The following is a 20,363-nucleotide window of genomic DNA, read 5'->3' on the forward strand; positions in this document are numbered from 1 at the left end:
CGCGACAAAAGTAACAGGCCCCGCGCCAATTGAGCGGGGGTAAACTCTTCGTTTAACGCCAATGCCTAATGACCAATCCCTAATACCCCAGTCTCCACCAAAACCTACCTCAACCTCTTTTCAACTTGCTTACTCAACCTGTTCACCCAAAGCCCATACATTTTACCCGAAGGGTGCAGGTGATCGGCCGCCAGGTAAGCAGGGTCGCTCCCCACGTCGCGGGAAATGTCAGTAATATCGACATAATTAACCCCGGCTTTTTCACTCTCCTCGCGGTTTATCTTATTGTAAAGATCGATCTGTACAGCAATTTTCGCCGGACCACGTATAGCCGCAAAAGGAGTCACACCCCAGTCGGGTATGGAAAGAACAAAAACATGCGCCTTATTGCCTTTGGCCAGGGCTATGGCCGTGTTCAGCAATTGGGCAAACTCCACCCGGTAGGTATCAATAGCAAACCCCTGAAACTGGTTATTTACCCCTATCAAAAGCGTCACGACGTCGAACTTTTGGGTAACGCCGCTGCCGGCAATACCTTTGATCAGTTCGTCGGTGCGCCAGCCATTTTGAGCTATCAGGGTAGGCGGCGCTATGGCAAGGCCTTTGCCTTTCAGTTTAGCCACAAGCTGGTAAGGGAACGAATCTTCCACAGGCACTAACCGGCCGACGGTATACGAGTCGCCCAGGGCAAGATAGGCGAGGGTATCGGCAGCAAAACATTTCGCACCGCTTGCCATACATAATGTTATAACGGTAAGCAGGCAAAGGCGTCTCATCATGCTCAATGTTTGGCAAATTGCGAAATCACCTTCGGCGCCAGCTGGTCAACCCACAACCCATACATCTTCCCGGAAGGGTGCAAACCGTCAACGGCAACCAGGTCGGGTTCGGCGGCAGCCTGGCGAGAGATACCCGTGATATCCAGGTAATTCACCCCCGCTTCATCACTTATCGATTTATTAATGGCATTGAACTGGTCGATCACCGGCCCTATCTGCGCATCGTTGCCGCCGGCAAAAGGCGTCACGCCCCAATCGGGTATAGACAGTACAAACACATGCTTCTTGTTCCCCCCGGCAAAAGCAATAGCAGTTTCCAGCACCTGTTTGAACTTTATGCGATAATTATCCTGGCTCAAATTCTGGTACTGGTCGTTCACACCTATCAGCAGGGTAACCATATCATAAGTTTTACCCTCCAGCCCGCTTTGCGCTATAGCATCGATCAGGTTATCGGTTGTCCAGCCGGTAGTAGCAATTATTTTAGGGGGGTATGCAAATGCCAGGCCTTCCCGGTTTACCAGCCGCACTAATTGGTGCGGGTATGATTCCGTATTGGCTACCGCCTCGCCAATGGTGTACGAGTCGCCCAGCGCCAGGTAGCTCGTGGTATCGGCAACAATTGCGGCGGTGGTATCCTTTGGTGTCGTGGGCATGGTGTCAACTTTCTTTTTGGCGCAGCCCGCCAATGCTGCAATAGTAAGAATAATGGAACAAATTATTTTCATGTAAACAGATACGGCATTTTCGGCGCCGGGGATTTATAAAACACCCAATGACTAATGCACACTGCCAAATGCCCCTTTAACCACCGGCAAAAGCTGCCCAACCCACAGCGCATACATTTTAGCCGACGGGTGCAGCCCGTCGCCCGCTGTCAGTGTCTCATCATTAGCCGCCAATGCCTGAACGGTGCTGATATCCACGTAATTCGCCCCCAGCTTTTTGCATTCCGCCTCGTTTATAGCGTTGAACATCGTCACTTCAGCTTTGATCTTCGCCTTGTCCATCCCCGCCGCAAAGGGCGTCACCGACCAATCCGGAATGGACAGCACGAACACCCGCCTGCTATACCCCCGGGCATATTGCGTTGCCTGCGTTATCAGCTGGTCAACCTGCGTAGTGTAAGTAGCACGATCGGTATTCCTGCGCTCGTCGTTAACGCCAATAAGCAAAGTCACAAAATCAAATTTTCGGGCAATATCAGCAGCCTGGATACCCGCCAGCAAGTCAGCCGCCGTCCATCCCTGGAAGGCCACCACCCTGGGCTCGCTGATCAAATAATGCTGACCGCTTAACTGCGCCGTCAATTGATAAGGATAAGATCCGCTTTGCGAAACCCCCGCGCCATAAGTATAGGAATCGCCCAGGGCCAGGTAAGAGACAGAATCATTCGGATGTACAACCGGTGGAACTTGTGCGTTATTGACCGCAGTATCCGCCGGCGGAATAACTTCAACCTTCTTCCCGCAGCCAAATAGAACGAATAAAATCAATGCAAAAACTGGCACCCTCATACAAGCCATACGGAGATGGTAAGGTTATGGTTTTCTTGGGAGAATAATGGGGTTGTCATGCTGAGGCTCCCGAAGCATGGTGGGCAGGCCCCGCGCGCACACTTCGACGGAGCTCAGTGTGACACCTGTTCTTAATTCTTCTACTCCCCAACCGGAAGGAAAAATCAATAGTAAGCGTCATCCCGAACTTGTTTCGGGAACCCACAGGACATTCCAGCCATACATGAGGGATGCTGAAACAAGTTCAGCATGACCTATGCAATAGCTCACACCAGCTCCATCCCAAACAGCTCCGCAATATGTCCTTTAAGGATAGTTTTCACCTCTTCCTCATCCACCTTGCGGCCAAGTTCGCGCTGCATGGATGTTACGTCCTTGTCATCTATACCGCAGGGTACTATGTTCTTAAAATAATCCAGGTCGGGATTTACGTTAAAAGCAAAGCCATGCATGGTAACCCAGCGGCTGCATCGTACACCCAGCGCGCATATCTTGCGTGCCTTGTCATTGTCGGCATCAAACCAAACGCCGGTATAGCCGGGGTACCGGCCAGCTTTCAGGCCATAGTCGGCCAGGGTGAGTATAACTGCTTCTTCCAGCGTCCGCAGGTAAAGATGAATGTCGGTAAAAAAATTATCCAGGTCCAGTATCGGGTAACCTACTACCTGGCCCGGCCCGTGGTAGGTAATATCGCCGCCGCGGTTTATCAGGTAATACGATGCTTTCTTTTCTTTCAGGCCCTGTTCATCCAGCAGCAAATGTTCAGGCTTGCCGCTTTTACCAAGGGTATATACATGCGGGTGTTCACAAAAAACAAGATAGTTGGCTGTCGGCTCTTCCTCCTGGTATTCGTCGCCTTCGGTGGCTATCATTTTGTTGCGGTTGGCCGTTTTCAGCGCGACAGTTTCACCAAACAAAGCTTCCTGTTTGTCCCAGGCTTCCTTGTAATCTATCAATCCCCAATCCTCGAAATGTACTTTTTTGTTCTTCATAGCCTTATCCCTTTACATAACCTATCATGTAATCCTCGTATTGCAGGTAGTCTACCTGGTAGCCGCGACTAACCCCGCCTTTATCCAGGCGGGCGTTTACCTTCCCTTCCGTAACAAAATTAAAAGGTTCAAGTGAAATATTATCGGCGAAAGACACCTCTTTTTGTCCAAAACACTTGTAAACAGCCTCTTTGGCGCACCAGCATGCGTACAGGTGATCGATCCTGTTGTAGCCGTTGATAAAGGACATTTCTTCCGGGCGCATAAATTTGGGGGCAATGCGCTCCACTTTTTCTTTGATCAGTTCGATGTCGATACCGACAGGCCGGCTTTTGCTCATCATCACCGCTGCATAATCGAACGAGTGGCTCAGCGAAATATGATAGGGCAGGTCCACCAAATAAGGCTTGCCGTGCTCATCAACTTTGCAGTCGATGTATTCGCTGGTATTCAGCATGGTGCGCAGCAATACGCGCACACCCAGCCAGTGCAGGTGCCGTTTCCCAAGGCTTAGCCGCTCCACATAAGCTTTCTCGTGTTTATCAAGTTGCAGCTGTTTATACAGGTCTTCAGCTTTCTCTTCAATCCTCCAAAGAGCAAATTCGGTATCACCGTCAACCTGCTTCCGGTATGCTATCGCCATAAAAGTAAAATTGCAAAAAGGATGGCAAACTTATGTCAAATAATTCTAATTTAGGCGGATTATCTCACCCGGATTATGATTTTATCTGACAAACGAATTCTTGAAGAAATTGATAAGGGACACATCATTATCGAGCCCTTTAAACGCGAGTGCCTGGGTACAAATTCGTACGATGTTCACTTAGGCAAACACCTGGCAACCTACCGCAACCGGGTGCTCGATGCAAAGGTTCACAACGAGATAGACGGGTTCGAGATACCAAAAGAAGGTTTTGTACTGCAGCCCAATACTTTATACCTGGGCGTAACCATGGAATATACCGAAACGCACCGCCATGTACCCTTCCTGGAAGGAAAATCGAGCACCGGCCGACTGGGTATCGATATACACGCCACCGCCGGCAAAGGCGACGTAGGCTTTTGCAATACCTGGACGCTGGAAATATCCTGCGCGCAACCCGTGCGTATTTACGCCGGTATGCCCATTGGCCAACTCATCTATTTTGTGGTGGAAGGCGATATCGAAGTAATGTACAACACCAAAGCCAACGCTAAATACAGCAACCCCACCACCCGGCCGGTTGAAAGTATGATGTGGAAGAATAAATTTTAGCCATCAGCCATTAGGGATTAGTCATTAGATCAGTAGCTTGCAATATCGATAGTCAATGCCTATTGATTAATGCCTAATGCACACTGCCTGGTCCCTATTGCCCGGCCAAATAAAATTTCTCCCAAAAATCTATTGATTTTGCCAACTCGCCGCGCTGTTCGGTCTGGCCGCCGCCAAAACTACCGCTGCGCCCGCCACGGCCGCCGCCTCTTCCGCCATGGCCGCCGCCACCAAAACCGCCGCCCCTGCCGCTGCGCCCCTGTCCTTCCTGTCCGCCATTCTCACGGCCCTGTCCCGGTTTGGTAAAGCCGTTGATCTTAATATTAAAGGCCCATTCGTTTTTGGCGATGTTACCGGCGTGGAAAAATTTTAAGGGAATGGCGGCCTCGCAAACCAGGTTGCCCTCTTTATCATAATCCAGCGCGGTTTTTATGCCGTAGGTGTTCGACGTTGTGATCAGGTTTCCTTCAATGTCGGCGAACCCTGTCACTTTAATATGCCGTAACCTGGTCATTTCAGCTTCCACAAGTTCGCCGTGTTCCTGCTTTACCGAATCGCCAATACCCTGCCGGGGAATACCAATGTTGGTCAGCCCGCCTTCTTCGCCAACCGGGAAAGTAATCGTAAAGCTATCCTTCTTTTTTCCATGCGGATCGATAGCCAGGGTTAGGCCGGCGTTTAATATCATCACTTGTTCGCCGTAATCATTAATGCGGATAGCCATGTACAGGTTGTCCCCATTGTTGGCCAGGCTGTAGGTAATATGTTTATCTGCATTAAGGTACCGAAGGCTGTCGCCCCAATCCTGGAGATTGCCGTCTATCTTTATGGAATCGGGCGGCGGCAGCAATGTGTTTTGCGGCAACCTGCTTTGGCCCTGGCAAATATTGAAAATAGACAATTGGATACTCCAGAAGAGCAAAAAACGGGGTCCGGCGTGGTGCATAGGGGTAGGGGTAGTGATAAATGTGTTGTTGTTTTTGCTTGTGTAAACAATCTGATGACCTTTTTATTATTTCATTTAGGTAAATTTGTCATTACAATATGCCAACAGAAACACAGGAAGAGACCTTAACGCTTGAGGAAATACTCGCCGGCCTCAAGGAAATGCACCGTTTAATATTATGGAATGACGATGTGAACTCGTTCGACCACGTCATTTTCTGCATGATGAAATACCTGGATTACTCCGAATCACAAGCCGAGAAAATTGCCTGGAAGGTGCACAACGAGGGCAAATGCGCCGTACTGGAAGGCTCCTTTACCGAAATGGAAATATACCGCAAGATATTGCAGCAGGAAGGTTTGACGGTTTCGGTGGAGTAAATTTAATGTTAGGTGAATATGACTTATTGTTGTGATTACACCCCAAATATTAAACTAAAAAAAACTTTTCGTTAACAAACCCGCAGCTGGCAAAAAAATCAGTTTTTGTACAGAATTAAGGGGGTTTCTTTGGGCAAAATTGCGCCTTAATGAAACTGTTTTTTACCTGTCTGATCTGCCTGCTATCCGTTTCTTTTTCCTTCGCTTCTACCATTTCGGGATACATTTTTGACAAAGACTCCAAAGAGCAATTGGTTGGGGCCTCCATCCTTTTAAATCCCCGCGGTATTAAAACAGCTTCCATGCTGAATGGTAAATACCAGTTAAACAATATCCCGGCAGGTACTTATCATTTAAAGGTTTCCTACATAGGTTACAAAACCATCGACACTACCTTAACGCTGACCGCCGATGAAAATGTGAAGATGAATTTTTACATGACATCAAGCTATGCCAGTCTTAGTACGGTCACTATATCGGCAAGGGGCAACCGCGAATCAGATGCCTACGCCAAAAGAGCCGAACAACGCGCAAACAACCTTACCAATATAGTTTCGGCTAACTCGATAGCCATTTCACCCGATATAACCGTCGCTAATGTAATGGCCCGCGTTTCGGGCGTATCGGTACAGCGCGGAAATACAGGCGACGGCCAATATGTTATTATCCGTGGTATGGACCCCCGGTATAGTACAACACTGATCAACGGGATCAAGATACCAAGCCCCGACAATAAAGAACGTTACGTACCCCTGGATATATTCCCGGCCGACTTAATTGAAAGGATAGAGGTTTCAAAATCATTAACTCCCGACATGGAAGGCGATGCGTCAGGCGGCGTGGTCAACCTGGTGATGAAAACTGCCCCGGACGAGTTGAGGCTGGAAGGAAATGCCGGCATCGGCTACAGCCAGATATTTTCTAACCGTTCGTTTCAAAGCTTTAACACAAGTGCAATAAACTCTCAGTCGCCGGCCGAGATCAGGGGACTTACTGTGCCTACCTCGGTATCAGATTTTCCATATCAGAACCTCATTGTATCGCCAAAGAAAACGCCGGTAAACAGCAATTTTAACCTAACTATCGGCGACAGGTTCCTGAACAAAAAGCTCGGCGTCATTTTTTCTGGTACGTATCAAAATACTTACGCAGGCAACAACACCTTCAGGCTGGTTGAAAATGCCACATTGGGCCCCGCGCCAGGCCCCAATGCCAGGATGACGCAGGTGTTTCCCGATTACCTGGACAGGCAATATTCTTCGCTTACAAACAGGCTCGGTTTGATCTCTACAGTCGATTATCGGTTTAACCAGGACAATTCAATAAGCTTGTTCGGTACCTACCTGCAGCTTAACGAAAACCGCGCCAGGCTAACTAATGACCTGCTTTTAGGCAACTACTCATACCAGGGCTACACCGGGGGCTTCCAGCAAAGTTATGAAACACAAACCCGCAGGGACTTGCAAAGTATTTACAGCGCCATACTGCACGGCGACAATAAATTGGCCCGGTCGCTAACGACAGATTGGTCCGTTGCTGTTTCAGAAGCAAAGCAGGAATTACCTGATATGGCCGGTTTTAACACAACGCAGCAGATCAATCCCAATACTACGGGCGTTGCCACTTCAATTTCTTACGGCCCCGTTCAGGTACGGCCCGAAACCAGGGAATGGGCCCGCAATACCGACAAGGATATTTCGGGGTACCTTAACTTTCACTATAACACCGATATAAAGGGCCATAAAACCATTATTGGTTTTGGCGGCATGGCCAGGCATAAGAGCAGGGATAATTTTGATAACCAATACACGCTGAACGCTGTGCCCGATCCTGATTCTACCTACCAGAAATATATTTCCATCCCGGCATCAAAGTTCTTCTTCGGTGGGGGTAATGGGTCCGATCCCCTTGGCAATGCCGCAAGTAACGCGGGTGTTTACTCCTTTACCGAGAATGTACAAGCGGCTTACGCCCAGGCTAAATACTTTATCAGCGACCGTTTCGATGTGTTGTTTGGATTGAGGGTCGAAAATACCAGCCAGTCTTATTTGTCGTCGTTACCGGCAACTATAGCCGGCAAAAGTGCCGACATTACCTATACTGATTATTTGCCCGGTATCAACGCAAAATATTCGTTAAGTAAAACCCAGGCCTTGCGGGCTTCTTATTTCAGGTCGATCCTTCGGCCGGCCTATTCCGACCTGGTGCCGTACCCCGATAACACCGGTTTTGCACAGGATAATTTCCCCACCCAGGGTAACCCCAATTTGCAGCATTCAGTTATCGACAATTACGATTTCCGCTACGAGGTTTTTCCAAACGGGCTCGACCAGTTTATGGTCGGTGCGTTTTATAAAACCATCAACAACCCTATTGAATATGCGCTGGTGCAAACCAATTTTTCGGCTGGCTTAACGCTTACCCCATATAATTTCGGCACGGCGCATAACTATGGCATCGAAGCGGTATTCCGGAAGTTTTTTGGCGACATAGGCATATCAGGTAATTACACCTATACCCACTCCCTTATCAACTCGACCAAAAAATTTGAATATATCGACCCGGCCGACAATAGCTTTCACAATATCGAAGTAAACCAGGCCAGGCCTTTGCAAGGGCAGGCGGCCCATGTTGGTAATGTGTCGCTGTTGTATAAGAACACCAAAAACAAGATCGATGCGCAGCTGGCCATGGTTTATACCGGCGAAAGAATAAACACTTTGTCTTTATATAAGGACCTGGATAACTGGGAGCGGCCTACCGTAAACCTTGATTTTTCTGCCCAGAAAGAATTTAACCAGCATTATATCATTTACATCAAGATCAATAACCTGTTAAATACCCCATACGAGTTAATCGTGAAACAGCAGAACAAAGCCTTTAGCGGTAATAGCAAACTGCCGCTGCAGGAAAGCCCGAATTATGCTACCATCGAGAATGATAAATACTATGCCCGCTACCTGCTGGGGTTCCGGTTTAAATTTTAATAAGCACACCAAGTAACCATTTTCTAATGCAATCATTAATTAATTAACCATGAAAAATTTAAGAAACGTTTTGTTTTTGTTTTCCGCTCTTGCACTGGCATCGTGCAGCAAGAAGGATAAAGCTGTTATCTCAACTCCGCTGCTTCAGGTAGGAAAATCTGTAAGTAATACGGCTGCATTGTCAGGCGCAATAAAGGGCACCATGCTTGCCAGCCAAACCTACACCGTTTCAGGCGACGTAACGGTTAATGCAGGCGATACACTTTTGATTCAAAAAGGTGTAACCATTAAGGTAAATAACGGTGCAACTTTTATTGTAAAAGGTATCCTGTTGAGCCTTGGTACAAAAGACGCCCCTATAACCATTACCGACCCATCTAAAACCAAAACAACAGGTAACTCCTCGGCAGCAACCGATCATGCTTACGACGGGGGATGGGGTGGTATCTATTGTGACATTACCTGCCCGTTGCTGGTTATAAAATGGACCCACCTTGATTTTGCGGGCGCCGCATTGGTGGCTCCGCCTTTCAACGGTCCTTCTACCGGCGACCAGTATGCTATCTACTGGCAAAATCCAAACGGCGCCATCATCCTGGAAGATTCATGGATATATGGCACACCCGATGATGCTATCCGCTTTTATGGAGGTCATTTGAATATGATGAGAAATACCCTTGAAAAATGCGGCGGTACTGGCGGTGACGGTTTCAACGCCAAAGGCGGCGCACAAGGTAATATGGCCTACAACCTGATCATAGGCAGCGCGACCAACGGTACGAAATCTGCCAACGACGGCGCAACCGGATCTGTTCAAACACAAATTGCCATGTACAATAACACGTATGTTAATGATGGCTACAGAAACGATGGCGTTTATGGCGCAAGGAGTGGCTCTGTCGAAGTTGAAAATAACTCCAGGGCTTACGCTTACAATAACCTGATTGTGGATTGTAACTTTGGCGTGCGTATAGCAGGCGGAAACAACGTTACCGCTAAAGTTTACCTTGCCGATACCCTGAGCCATGCCGACGGGCCGATCAACAAAACTTCTTACGGGTATAACTTCTATTATGTAGATAACGTTGCACAGGCCAACCAGATCGTTCCAACCAATGTTGCCCAGGCGGTTGTTACACACCCTGAGGCAACTGATATTCCGAACATGGCCTCGTTCCTTGGTTCAACATACACCTTCGGTTTCGCCTACGACGGCACTACGCTGGTAGGTAAAAACAACCCATTGTTCGTTAATTACACGCTTCCAAACATGAATTTCGCTAACCAGGCTTCTGTTGACGGTTTCGATTTTCACCTGCAGGCTAATTCACCGGCGGTAGGTAAAGGTACAACTACTGCCTTTACCCCGATAACTTCTGGTATCCCTATCAACGATAACTTTGGTTCAAGCGGTATCACCCCTCCGGGAAAAGATATAGGCTGCTTCCAGATGGACGGTTCGGGTAATCATCACTAATCAAAAAAATCATAACATGACAACCCGTTTCAGCGAAAATATAATGAGGTATTTTGTTAGAACCGGGTTGTTATGTTTTTTATTCTTTTCCTTTTTTTCCTGCAAAAAGGGTGGCATCATCCCAGCTAAAACAACCGATACGGTTGCGGAAACGCCGCAGGTTACATTTACAACACCGGCCTACGACCCGCTTTTGCTTGATACATCGAAAGCTTTTGAGCCGGCACCCATTGTAAATGATCTTGCCCGCACCGACCTTGCTGAAATATCCGGCATAGCCGCAAGCAGGATCAATCCCGGTATCCTATACATTCATAACGACAGCGGCAACCCCAACCAGGTTTACCTTACAGACGGATCGGGAGCTGATAAAGGAACACTCACTTTAACACCCGTCAGCAACCGCGATTGGGAGGATATCGCCGTTGGGCCGGGGCCCGTTGCCGGTAAAAGTTATGTATATGTGGCTGATATCGGCGACAACGATTCAAAATATAAATCAGTTTTTGTTTACCGCTTTGCCGAGCCTCACCTCACGGGAAAGACACTGCCCCTGCGGCTGAACATCGACACGGTGGATATAATAGAGCTAAAGTATCCCGATGGCCCCCGCAACGCCGAAACGCTGATGGTCGATCCTTCGACAAAAGATATTTACATAGCCAGTAAGGAAAGCAACGCGTCAAAAATTTATGTTGCGCATTATCCGCAAAGCACCACGTCGGTTACAATCATGAGCCCTGTGGTAAAACTGTTATTCAATAAAGCGACGGGCGGCGATATTTCGCCTGACGGGTCCGAAATTTTGCTGCGCAGCAAAGAACGGGTATGGTATTGGAAACTTCCTGCCGGAACATCAATATCCGCGGGTTTGATGACGAAGCCGGAACATGCACCATACACCAACAACGAACCGCAGGGCGAGGGCATAGGCTTTGCCGCAGACGGCTCGGGGTACTATACCGACACCGAGGTTCGGAACTACCCCGGGATGCCTGCCACGATCTCGTTCTATAAACGGAAATAATGATGAAAGCGAATATTATTTTACGGGCATTTATAGCCTGTGCGTTCGCTGCCTTATACTGCTTCAAAAGCTATGGTCAGCCGGGAAATGATACGGTAATTAATATGGTCTTTACTTCAGACGCGCATTACGGCATTGCACGACCGGAATTTAGGGGCGGTTCGAATGTGAGCGCTTATAAGGTCAATGAGGCTCTTGTACGCCAGGTAAATACCCTGCCGGGCGTCACGTTGCCAGCCGACAATGGCATTGCTGCGGGCAAACGCATCGGGGCAATAGACTATGTTGTTGAAGGCGGCGATATAGCTAACCGGATGCAGCCGCCGGTGCAAAGCGCCGCAGCTTCCTGGGCTCAGTTTGAAAATGATTATATGCATTTGCTGTCTGTAAGGAGGCATAATGGACAGCCGGCAAAGCTACTTATCATCCCCGGTAATCATGATATCAGCAACGCGATAGGATTCGCAAAACCGATGGCGTCGCTCACCGACCCGACTTCGATGGTTAAGATATACAATATGATGCTGAGGCCCGCCAGGCCTTTAACCATAGTAGATTACGATTATGCGAAAGATAAGGTCGATTATTCCTTTAACGTAAAAGGAATACACCTAATGTTTATCAACCTGTGGCCCGATTCGGCCCAGCGCATTTGGATGCAAAAAGACCTTGACACCGTGCGGGAGAATACCCCGGTCATAATTTTTACGCACGACCAGCCCGAGTCGGAAGCAAAACATTTTACTAACCCGCTTCCGCCTTATAATATGACCCTTGAAAACAGGTTTGAGAATCTGAATGCCGAACATTATAAAGATGGTGTTGTTGCCCCGCAGGACGATGGCGCTACAATTAAAGAACAACGAGGCTTTGTGAAGTTTTTACGCGCGCATCCAAACATTAAGGCCTATTTCCATGGCAACAGTAACTGGAACGAGTTTTATGTGTATCATGGACCGGATAACTTGGTCAGCCTGCCGGTTTTTAGGGTCGATTCACCAATGAAGGGGTGGTATTCTGGCAAAGATGAAACTTTGCTGTCATTCCAGCTAATTTCCATCGACCCTAAAATGCAAAGTTTAACCGTGCGCGAATGCCTGTGGAACGCAACGCCCCGCGATACTGCACAAAAAGTAGTATTTGGTAAAAGCTGCACGATATCGCTTAAGGTAAACTAAAAGAGCTCCCAAATGGAGCTCTTTAATATTTGTTGAAGGACAATGCCCCTTTATACCATATAATTCCACCCATGCGTATCGGCAACGCGGCCATATTTTATGGCGTCAAGTTCCCTTAATACCTTTTGGGAAAATTCTCTTTCTTTCGGATCGGCCAGGAAATACTCTTCACCATTATGGCTGATGGAGCCAACAGGTGCGATAGTAGCGGCTGTGCCTGCCCCGAACGCATCCTGTAGTTTGCCGTTTTTAGCGCCTTCAAGGATTTCGGCTACAGAAACGCGGCGCTCTTCAACAGGCATACCCCACTCGCGGGCAAGTGTCAGTACGGTATCGCGGGTAACGCCATCTAAAATCGTATCGCGGGTTGATGGGGTGATCAGCGTACCGTCCAGCACAAACATTACGTTGGCAGCGCCCATTTCCTCAATGTACTGGTGATCTTTGGCATCTGTCCATATCAGTTGGTCAAAACCTTCTTCGGTAGCTTTACGGGCCGGCAGCATACTGCCGCCATAGTTGCCGGCTGCTTTGGCATAGCCAAAACCACCTTCGGCGGCGCGGGTATAATGGGTTTCTATTTTAACGCGTAGTGTTTTTGAAAAATACGGTCCAACAGGGCCTATCAAAACCATGTATTTATAGGTTGCCGATGGTGCCACACCCAAATAAGGGTCGGTAGCAAACATAAACGGACGGATGTACAGCGCGTGGTTAGCCTTTGAAGGCACCCAGTCACGATCAGCATCCACTACCGCGGCAATGCTTTGTATAAATATTTCTTCGGGAAGCGCAGGCATGCACAGGCGTTCGGCCGATTTATTAAAACGGATAGCATTTTTATCCGGGCGGAAAACAGAAACCTGCCCGTCGGCGTGTTTGTATGCCTTTAAGCCTTCAAAAAAAGCCTGCCCGTAATGCAGCGCTGAAATAGCCGGGCTCAACCCAATTTCGCCATAAGGAATGATCTGGAAATTCTTCCATTCGCCATCGGCATAATCGGCCACAAACATGTGGTCTGAAAATGTTTTACCGAAGGGTAAATTGTCAAAATCCGTTTCGCTTAAACGGGAATGGTTGGTTTTGGTGATCTTGATGTCCAGTGTCTCAGTCATTGCCTTAGTGTATTGGTTTCAGAAAGTTGCAAGGTACGGGTTTTGTCTAAATGTTCATAGTTGATAGCCGATAGTTCATAGAAAATAGGTGGGAATGACCTATTTATGACGGAAAAGCCGCGAAGTCGATTTCTATTACACACAATATTTCTTAAATTTGTATAACAACTAAAACGAGAGATGGGTAAGAAGGACGCCAAAGTATCGGACGGTACACTGAATTTTTTTCCTGAATTGAAGTCATATTCGATAGACGAAATTATGGCTGCCGGGGGAACTACGGCGTTTGCCAATAAGACGGGCAAAACTGCTAAAGCCCTGATGGATCGTTTAAAAGAAATTCCTAAAGAAGATTTTCTAACTGAAGAAGAAGTTGCTGAAGCTCTAAAGACGCTCAATCAAAGCAAATGAATATATTGCTTGATACTAATATCCTTTTCCATCTTTCCAAAGAATATAGTGTTCAATTGCTATCAGAAATTATAAATCCTGACAGCCGTACAGTTTACACATCTGTTGTGTCCATAGCAGAATTAAAATCGATTGGAATACAAAATAATTGGGGAGCAAGAAAGTGGAAAATTGTCAATGCTGCTTTGGATAAGATTAATGCGGTTGAGTTAAACGAGAATCTGATAAGCACGTACGCCGAAATCGACGCCTTTTCTCAACGTAAAAACCCTGCGTACGATAGCTATTCCTTTGCTACGCCACGAAACATGGGCAAAAATGATCTTTGGATAGCCGCAACTGCCGCATTATTGGGGCTGAAGCTTATAACCACCGATGCAGATTTTAACCATCTGGACGGCGTATTTATCGAGGTACAGCACTTGAAGCCCGAATCGTTAATAAAATAAAAATGGACTCCCATAAGCAGGAATGCCCATATTACCACAGCGTAGCTCCTTACTTACTGGTAGGGTAGGTGATATCGTATTTCCCCCTCGCGTGTTTGCCTGTAATACTGATCTTGACATCGGGGTTGCCGCCATTACCGATGCGTACCGAATCGCGTACGCTGCCCGTCAGGTCACGGTTCACGATAGTATTGTGTCCCTGGGTAATTACGAGGCGCAGTTCACCCTCGGTTACCTCGCTGGTATATTTCAGGGTAAAATCGCCCGATGCAGGGTTCAGTAATTTAAAATCCTGCCTGCCGTTCATTTCATCAAACGTTGCATAATTATGGCCGCCTACGTCGCCGCCATGCCAGTTCCGGGTTGTTAAGTTATTGATGATGCCGCAGGATGCAAAAAGCAAAGCGGATAATAAGAAAGATGCTCTTAAATTTTTAGATATGTTCATAGCTGTCGTGTTTTCAAATGTATAGACGCAGGGAAGTTATAATTGGTGCCACAGAAAAACAAAATTTTTGGCTTTGTTTGGTGACGCTTATTCCGGTTAAGCAGGTGCTGTAAAATTTAATATCTTTATAAATCTATGTTTAACTATGATGAGATAGCCATTCCCGGGCGCATTAACACGCATATCCGTAAATTTTGGATATTGGATAATTCAAGCTCCCTGTTTAGTACTGAAATGAAATACGCCCTTCCGAATGGATGTGTAACCATGGCTTTCGTTACCGGTGAGGGGTTGGCCCTGAGGTATGATCAAAAGCCATTTGACATAGGGTCAGGAGTTTACTTTTCGGGGCAGATAACAGGGAGGGTGCAAATAATAGTAAGGCCTTTTACAAAAGCTATTATGGTGCAATTGTCGCCATGGGTTGCCTCCATATTTGTTAACGAACCTCGTTTAGATGAATTGACAGACAACCTCGCTGAGCTTGGACTGGTGAATAAAAAGTTAGCCCGGCTATTTCAAGGTATCGACTTATCTGATGAATCCCTGCTGGTGCAAAAGGTGTGTAGTATGCTTGAAGAATCGGATATTGGGTCTGATCACAATCTTATTCGAAGTGTTTTTTATGAACTTAATACCGCCCCTGCCGACAGGCTGTTAACAATCTCCGGAATCGCATCGAAAACGGGGTATTCTAAAAGGTATATCGAAAAGAAATTTAAAGATCATGTTGGCTTGTCGCCCAAGGAAGCCTATTCGATCGTTAAGCTGCGGAATTTGATTGGCGACCTGGGCAGCCCAACCAATAGCTTGTCGTTGACTGATCTCGCCTATAAATACGGGTATTTTGACCAGGCGCATTTTATCAGGTCGTATGCTAAAATAATAGGCGACACGCCTTCAAAATTTAGCAGGCAGCAATATATCCTGCCATTTAAAACTTAAGCCGTTCGCATTTATACAATGACGATACACCCAGCCGCCTTACCTTTGGAAAGGTTTAAAAACGATTAATTCTATGTCACGAAAGCGCATTTACAGTATCCTTATTACAGGTTTTTTATTTTTAACAATTCATCACGGGTATTGCCAGGGCAGGTTTGACACACTAACGAACAAACTTAACCAGGTTTTTAAACAGGATAGCCTTCCTGGAATGGCGGTTATCCTGGTAAATGCCAATGGAATAATTTATCATCAGGATTTCGGCTTTGCCGACAAGCAGAATAAAATTCCCTACACATCTGCCACCATACAAAACGTGGGTTCGGTTAGTAAAACTTTTATAGCAGTGGCTTTAATGAAAGCCGTGGAATTAAAATATTTCACACTCGAAACCAACATCAATGATATCCTTCCTTTCAAAGTAGTCGATCCCAATTATCCGGATGGTAAGATCACCATCAGGCAATTGGCCAGCCATACTTCCGGTATCATTGATAACCCGGCAGTGTATCCCAATACCTATAAGTTTTACCCGGATATAAGGGCTTACGATAAGGAAGCTTTAGATGCGCTTCAATCGATAGGATACAGGCAAACCATTCCCGGCAGATCGTTGAAGGAGTTTTTTTACAATTATTTATCCGAAAAAGGGAAATACTACAGCCCAGGCAATTTTGGGAAAGGCAGCCCGGGTAGCGCATCGTCCTACAGTAACATTGGGTCGGCGCTGGTTGCTTACCTCATCGAAATTAAAGCGGGTATTCCGTATGCCGATTTCGTAAAGAAGTTCATCTTGTCGCCTCTGAAAATGAAAAATTCCACCTTTTTCATTTTCAATACAAATTTGAAAAAACATGCCAGTCTTTACTATAAAGACGACCTTGTATTTCCATTATACGATCTGGTGACCTATCCTGATGGCGGGCTTAAAACTTCCGCGGGTGATCTCGCTAAATACGTATCTGGCCTTATAAATGGGTATAATGGAGATAAGTTGTTATTAGATACAGGATCATACAGGTTAATGTTTACACCACAATTTTCCAAAGAAAACCCGCCGAAAGATATCAATTTGACTTATCGTAATAAAGGCGTCTTCTGGAACTTATACACCAATGGTACAATAGGTCATGATGGAGATGACCCGGGCATCAGCGCTTTTGTGTTTTTCAACCCGGTCACAAATATGGGAGGCCTGTTTATATGTAACAGGTATCTGCCCGATAAGAAGCCAATAATTGATCTTTTGGTACAGGCGACGAGTATCAATTAAAGTTCCAGGCAAAACGCCCTCAGTTTGCAGTTGGCAAAGTGCAACAATATAATGCCCACTGCCAACTTAAAACTGCCAACTATAAGGCAACTGCCCACTTACAACCCCAATACATCCTCTACCCAGGCCTTACCCCAATTGCCCAGTTGTTCGGCCGTCCATAACGAAGGATAAAAGATACGTTTCTGAAAACGTGGTGGGAGATATTTTTGCCAGTTGGTTCCGCCGGTAGCTTTTATATCATCCGGCTTGCGGTCGAGGTAGCGCACTGCCGACTTGTAATGCGATAGGGGCCAGTTTACATTTACATTCACATCCAGCCTGCGCAGCTCATCTTCCAGTGCCCTGGTCGATGACCCTTCATATTGCAGTTGTTGTAACAAAGCGTTAAAATTCAGTTTGGTACAAGCTTTCGCAAGTTCAATGAATTGTTTGGCGTATTTCTTTTCGAACTGGCGCAGGGTCAGGGTCTTTTTTCCTGTCGACAGCTCAGTTGCGCCGAATTTCCAGTACAGGTATTCAAACTGATCTTCTACCGGAGCTGAAGCCAGTTCTTCGCGTTTGTCTTTCGCCACCAGGTTGATAAAGTCCGTTGCATAGATCTCTATCAGCCGGTATTGCCCGCTCTGGAAACCGCTCGCCGGCAATAACGACATGCGGAATTGCAGGAACTGGTCCTTCTCCATCCCATCCACCATGATCTCAAACGATTGCGTCAGCGCCTCAAAATAACGGTTGATACGGCGCACCCTCGCAGCAAAAAAATCGGTTGTCAAATTTTCCTTTTCAGTTATTTGCTTGCATTCATGCAGCGCCAGTTTAAAATACAGCTCGGTTATCTGGTGGTACATGATGAATATTTCCTCATCAGGGAAAGGCGTTTTGGGGCTTTGCAGGCTTAACAGCGTATCTAAATGGATATAATCCCAATAGGTAAGGAAGTCGGCATGCAGCAGGCCGTCAAGGTACGATACCATGTCCTGGCCCATAGCTTCATACTTTTCCTGCAGCAGCGCCAGGCGAGATTCGATTTCGGGGGTGATACTCATGGAGTTTGGTTTGCCAGCAAAGGTAACAAAGCTTGCAGATACAGAAACAAAACAGCTAAATTTACAGTTAAGGAGGTACCATGAACATTCAGAAAATATTGATCGCGGTCGATGACAGTAAAGAGGCCGACAACGCCGCCGCCTACGGGTTCGGCCTGGCGCATTCGTATAAGGCCCATGTAGGCTTGGTTAATATTGTCGAACCCATTATAACTTCATCCACAGACGCCAACCTGCTTACCGGTTCGCCTTTTGAGCCCGGACTGGCGAGCGATCCGGAATTCATCAATATTCAAAAGGAAGCCTCTCAAAATATTATACAGCGTACCATCAATAATTTTGCAGGAGACCTGGAGGTAACTCATTTTTCCGAATACGGCAGCACGGCAGATGGCATAATTGATTGCGCCGCCGAATTCAATGCCGATCTTATCGTGGTAGGTACCCAGCATCGCTCCGGCTTCGACCGCCTGCTGATGGGCAGCGTAGCCGAACATGTGGTAAGGCATTCGAAAGTGCCGGTACTGGTGGTGCCGTTAAATGAGTCCGAAAGTCCGCATAAGTCCGCGTAAGTCCGGAAGTTTTTATCTTAGAGATTCTCTTCTTTCGGACTTACGGACTTCCCGACTTGCGGACTAATACAACAACCTGAATTTAATCGTATGATCTATCGCCTTTAACTCGTTCAGCACCTGCTTGCTGTAGCCGGCGTGTACATCGGTTATCACATAACCTATCTGCGAATTTGTCACCAGGAACTCACCCACGATATTGATATTGTGGCGGGCAAAAACCTCGTTTATTTGCGCCAGTATACCCGGCACGTTGGTGTGGATATGGATAATGCGGTGGGCATTATCATTACGCGGTGGCTGTAGATCGGGGAAGTTGCAGCTCATGTGTGTTTTGCCCTCGTTCATAAAGGCTATCACCCGCTTCGGAATAAAATCCACATTGCGGGGGTTGTATTTCGGGTCATCAAAAATAATGATCCCGGCGTCGCAGGCAGCATCCGATAATTTCCGGCTGGCAACGCGCCCAAAACAGCCGATAACTTTCAGGCGACCAGCGTTTTCCAGTTGCTCGGGGGTAGGCTGACTGGCTTCATCGCACAGCAACACGCCGGCTTCCTCCAGGTATTTCTGATCGATGGTTTCTTTATGCCTGATGTCATAACCCTCCTTGCGCATCTGGTCTATCGCTTCTTCGCCAACATCGCCCACAACTAAGCACTTGATGCGGTTTTTAGGATAGGATATGGCCCGCGGAAGTTTATTGATGTACAAAAACTCGTCAAAACTTGGCGTAATATGGTCGGCTTTCTCGGCTACTGATTTACGCTCGATGTTTTCGGTAAAGGCGAAGAACTTTTTAATGATTCCCGATTCCCTTAACTGGTAATCCGAATACCCGTCGCCAATGCCGAATATCTCGCCCTGCAGGTCCATCTGTCGTAATAATTTCACCTTGCCGCCTTCCTGCGACAGCGGGTTCTCACGGTCATAGCCAATGATATTGTCATTCTCGTCGAATACGAAGGTGTTGGCGTAAATATTTTCCTTTTTAATAAAATATTCCGTTACCACTGGGGTAATGAATTCTTTAAAACCGCCCGAGACAATAAGCACGTTATCTGAATGCAGTTTGAAAAAGTTGCTGTTGCGCGAAAATGAAGTGGATACTTTTTTCTTCAAATGGGTTACCAACTGCTTCAGGTGGTCGCGGTTGGCCTCCAGCAGCTTTACACGGCTCGCAAGGCTTTCGCTGAACGACAGCTTGCCTTCCATCGCCGCATTGGTATAATCCTCAATTTGCTTGTATATTTTTTCCCTGTCGGGATGCTTTCTTAATGAAATGCGGGCAAGCTCGTCCAGCGCCTCAACCTGGGTGAACGTGCTGTCAAAGTCGATAATAAAGTACTGATCCATGCTTTATTCAGGTGCGGGAACCCGCCGGCGGCGGATAAGCATTGCAAATGTGCAAAATTTTGAACTGCTTTCTAACCGTTTGGGGATTAATCAGGTGTATTGCGTACACATTTACAATTATTAAAAAATAGAGGGGTGTATTTTGAAAAAATGGAAATGAGAATTAGTAATTAGTTACCGGTGATTGGTGATTAGGGCGGGGCTCCA

General features: G+C 46.9%; 21 protein-coding genes. 11 read left to right on the plus strand and 10 right to left on the minus strand.

The window, feature by feature from the left end:
- Positions 1–104: 104 nt before the first annotated feature.
- The 5 genes from VL525_RS11885 to VL525_RS11905 form a co-directional block, all read right to left on the minus strand.
- Positions 105–779: an SGNH/GDSL hydrolase family protein gene (locus tag VL525_RS11885; RefSeq protein WP_325386759.1), complete on the minus strand. Its 675-nt coding sequence runs from the start codon at positions 777–779 to the stop codon at positions 105–107.
- Positions 780–781: 2 nt separating this feature from the next.
- Positions 782–1,507: an SGNH/GDSL hydrolase family protein gene (locus tag VL525_RS11890; RefSeq protein ID WP_325386761.1), complete on the minus strand. Its 726-nt coding sequence runs from the start codon at positions 1,505–1,507 to the stop codon at positions 782–784.
- Between the two features lie 51 nt (positions 1,508–1,558).
- Positions 1,559–2,296, minus strand: a complete 738-nt coding sequence (locus VL525_RS11895) for an SGNH/GDSL hydrolase family protein (RefSeq protein WP_325386763.1) — start codon at positions 2,294–2,296, stop codon at positions 1,559–1,561.
- Between the two features lie 266 nt (positions 2,297–2,562).
- Positions 2,563–3,288, minus strand: a complete 726-nt coding sequence (lipB, locus tag VL525_RS11900) for a lipoyl(octanoyl) transferase LipB (protein WP_325386765.1) — start codon at positions 3,286–3,288, stop codon at positions 2,563–2,565.
- A gap of 4 nt (positions 3,289–3,292) precedes the next feature.
- Positions 3,293–3,931, minus strand: coding sequence for a 4'-phosphopantetheinyl transferase family protein (locus tag VL525_RS11905; RefSeq protein ID WP_325386767.1), 639 nt, complete (start codon positions 3,929–3,931; stop codon positions 3,293–3,295).
- 75 nt (positions 3,932–4,006) lie between these two features.
- Between VL525_RS11905 and dcd the strand changes: the two genes are divergently transcribed.
- The gene (gene dcd, locus VL525_RS11910; protein ID WP_325386769.1) at positions 4,007–4,543 is read left to right on the plus strand and encodes a dCTP deaminase; all 537 of its coding nucleotides are present in this window, start codon (positions 4,007–4,009) and stop codon (positions 4,541–4,543) included.
- Positions 4,544–4,637: 94 nt separating this feature from the next.
- Here the strand turns inward: dcd and VL525_RS11915 are convergent, their stop codons facing one another.
- On the minus strand, positions 4,638–5,489 hold the full coding sequence (locus tag VL525_RS11915) for an RHS repeat domain-containing protein (protein WP_325386771.1): 852 nt from the start codon (positions 5,487–5,489) through the stop codon (positions 4,638–4,640).
- Positions 5,490–5,587: 98 nt separating this feature from the next.
- Here VL525_RS11915 and VL525_RS11920 point away from each other — a divergent pair, with 98 nt between their 5' ends.
- From VL525_RS11920 to VL525_RS11940, 5 genes are all read left to right on the plus strand, one after another.
- Positions 5,588–5,869 carry an ATP-dependent Clp protease adaptor ClpS gene (locus VL525_RS11920; RefSeq protein ID WP_325386775.1) on the plus strand — a complete coding sequence of 94 codons (282 nt, stop codon included), beginning with the start codon at positions 5,588–5,590 and terminating at the stop codon, positions 5,867–5,869.
- Between the two features lie 149 nt (positions 5,870–6,018).
- Positions 6,019–8,856 (plus strand): TonB-dependent receptor, encoded by a 2,838-nt coding sequence (locus tag VL525_RS11925; RefSeq protein ID WP_325386777.1) that lies wholly within the window; start codon positions 6,019–6,021, stop codon positions 8,854–8,856.
- 49 nt (positions 8,857–8,905) lie between these two features.
- Positions 8,906–10,333: a hypothetical protein gene (locus tag VL525_RS11930; RefSeq protein WP_325386781.1), complete on the plus strand. Its 1,428-nt coding sequence runs from the start codon at positions 8,906–8,908 to the stop codon at positions 10,331–10,333.
- Between the two features lie 16 nt (positions 10,334–10,349).
- On the plus strand, positions 10,350–11,360 hold the full coding sequence (locus tag VL525_RS11935) for a hypothetical protein (RefSeq protein WP_325386783.1): 1,011 nt from the start codon (positions 10,350–10,352) through the stop codon (positions 11,358–11,360).
- A complete protein-coding gene (locus VL525_RS11940; protein WP_325386785.1) occupies positions 11,360–12,538 on the plus strand; it encodes a metallophosphoesterase family protein in 1,179 nt (392 codons plus the stop codon). Before VL525_RS11935 ends, VL525_RS11940 begins: the two co-directional genes overlap by 1 nt.
- A 50-nt stretch (positions 12,539–12,588) precedes the next feature.
- Here VL525_RS11940 and VL525_RS11945 read toward each other — a convergent pair whose 3' ends face one another.
- Complete coding sequence (locus tag VL525_RS11945) at positions 12,589–13,653, minus strand: branched-chain amino acid aminotransferase (protein WP_325386787.1); 1,065 nt, start codon at positions 13,651–13,653, stop codon at positions 12,589–12,591.
- A gap of 180 nt (positions 13,654–13,833) precedes the next feature.
- Here VL525_RS11945 and VL525_RS11950 point away from each other — a divergent pair, with 180 nt between their 5' ends.
- Together VL525_RS11950 and VL525_RS11955 are read left to right on the plus strand one after the other, a co-directional pair.
- Positions 13,834–14,064 carry a hypothetical protein gene (locus tag VL525_RS11950; RefSeq protein WP_325386789.1) on the plus strand — a complete coding sequence of 77 codons (231 nt, stop codon included), beginning with the start codon at positions 13,834–13,836 and terminating at the stop codon, positions 14,062–14,064.
- Positions 14,061–14,513 carry a type II toxin-antitoxin system VapC family toxin gene (locus VL525_RS11955; RefSeq protein ID WP_325386791.1) on the plus strand — a complete coding sequence of 151 codons (453 nt, stop codon included), beginning with the start codon at positions 14,061–14,063 and terminating at the stop codon, positions 14,511–14,513. Before VL525_RS11950 ends, VL525_RS11955 begins: the two co-directional genes overlap by 4 nt.
- 49 nt (positions 14,514–14,562) lie before the next feature.
- Here the strand turns inward: VL525_RS11955 and VL525_RS11960 are convergent, their stop codons facing one another.
- Positions 14,563–14,961 (minus strand): hypothetical protein, encoded by a 399-nt coding sequence (locus tag VL525_RS11960; RefSeq protein WP_325386793.1) that lies wholly within the window; start codon positions 14,959–14,961, stop codon positions 14,563–14,565.
- 135 nt (positions 14,962–15,096) lie between these two features.
- Between VL525_RS11960 and VL525_RS11965 the strand changes: the two genes are divergently transcribed.
- Both VL525_RS11965 and VL525_RS11970 read left to right on the plus strand, forming a co-directional pair.
- Positions 15,097–15,906 (plus strand): helix-turn-helix domain-containing protein, encoded by an 810-nt coding sequence (locus tag VL525_RS11965; RefSeq protein WP_325386795.1) that lies wholly within the window; start codon positions 15,097–15,099, stop codon positions 15,904–15,906.
- Between the two features lie 73 nt (positions 15,907–15,979).
- A complete protein-coding gene (locus VL525_RS11970) occupies positions 15,980–17,179 on the plus strand; it encodes a serine hydrolase domain-containing protein (RefSeq protein ID WP_325386797.1) in 1,200 nt (399 codons plus the stop codon).
- A 98-nt stretch (positions 17,180–17,277) separates the two neighbouring features.
- Here the strand turns inward: VL525_RS11970 and VL525_RS11975 are convergent, their stop codons facing one another.
- The gene (locus tag VL525_RS11975) at positions 17,278–18,228 is read right to left on the minus strand and encodes a tryptophan 2,3-dioxygenase family protein (RefSeq protein WP_325386799.1); all 951 of its coding nucleotides are present in this window, start codon (positions 18,226–18,228) and stop codon (positions 17,278–17,280) included.
- Positions 18,229–18,308: 80 nt separating this feature from the next.
- Between VL525_RS11975 and VL525_RS11980 the strand changes: the two genes are divergently transcribed.
- The gene (locus tag VL525_RS11980) at positions 18,309–18,800 is read left to right on the plus strand and encodes a universal stress protein (protein ID WP_325386801.1); all 492 of its coding nucleotides are present in this window, start codon (positions 18,309–18,311) and stop codon (positions 18,798–18,800) included.
- 63 nt (positions 18,801–18,863) lie between these two features.
- Here VL525_RS11980 and VL525_RS11985 read toward each other — a convergent pair whose 3' ends face one another.
- The gene (locus VL525_RS11985; RefSeq protein ID WP_325386803.1) at positions 18,864–20,156 is read right to left on the minus strand and encodes an HAD-IB family phosphatase; all 1,293 of its coding nucleotides are present in this window, start codon (positions 20,154–20,156) and stop codon (positions 18,864–18,866) included.
- Positions 20,157–20,363 lie beyond the last annotated feature (207 nt).

Origin of the sequence: Mucilaginibacter sp. (assembly GCF_035492695.1) — a bacterium.
GTDB lineage: Bacteria > Bacteroidota > Bacteroidia > Sphingobacteriales > Sphingobacteriaceae > Mucilaginibacter.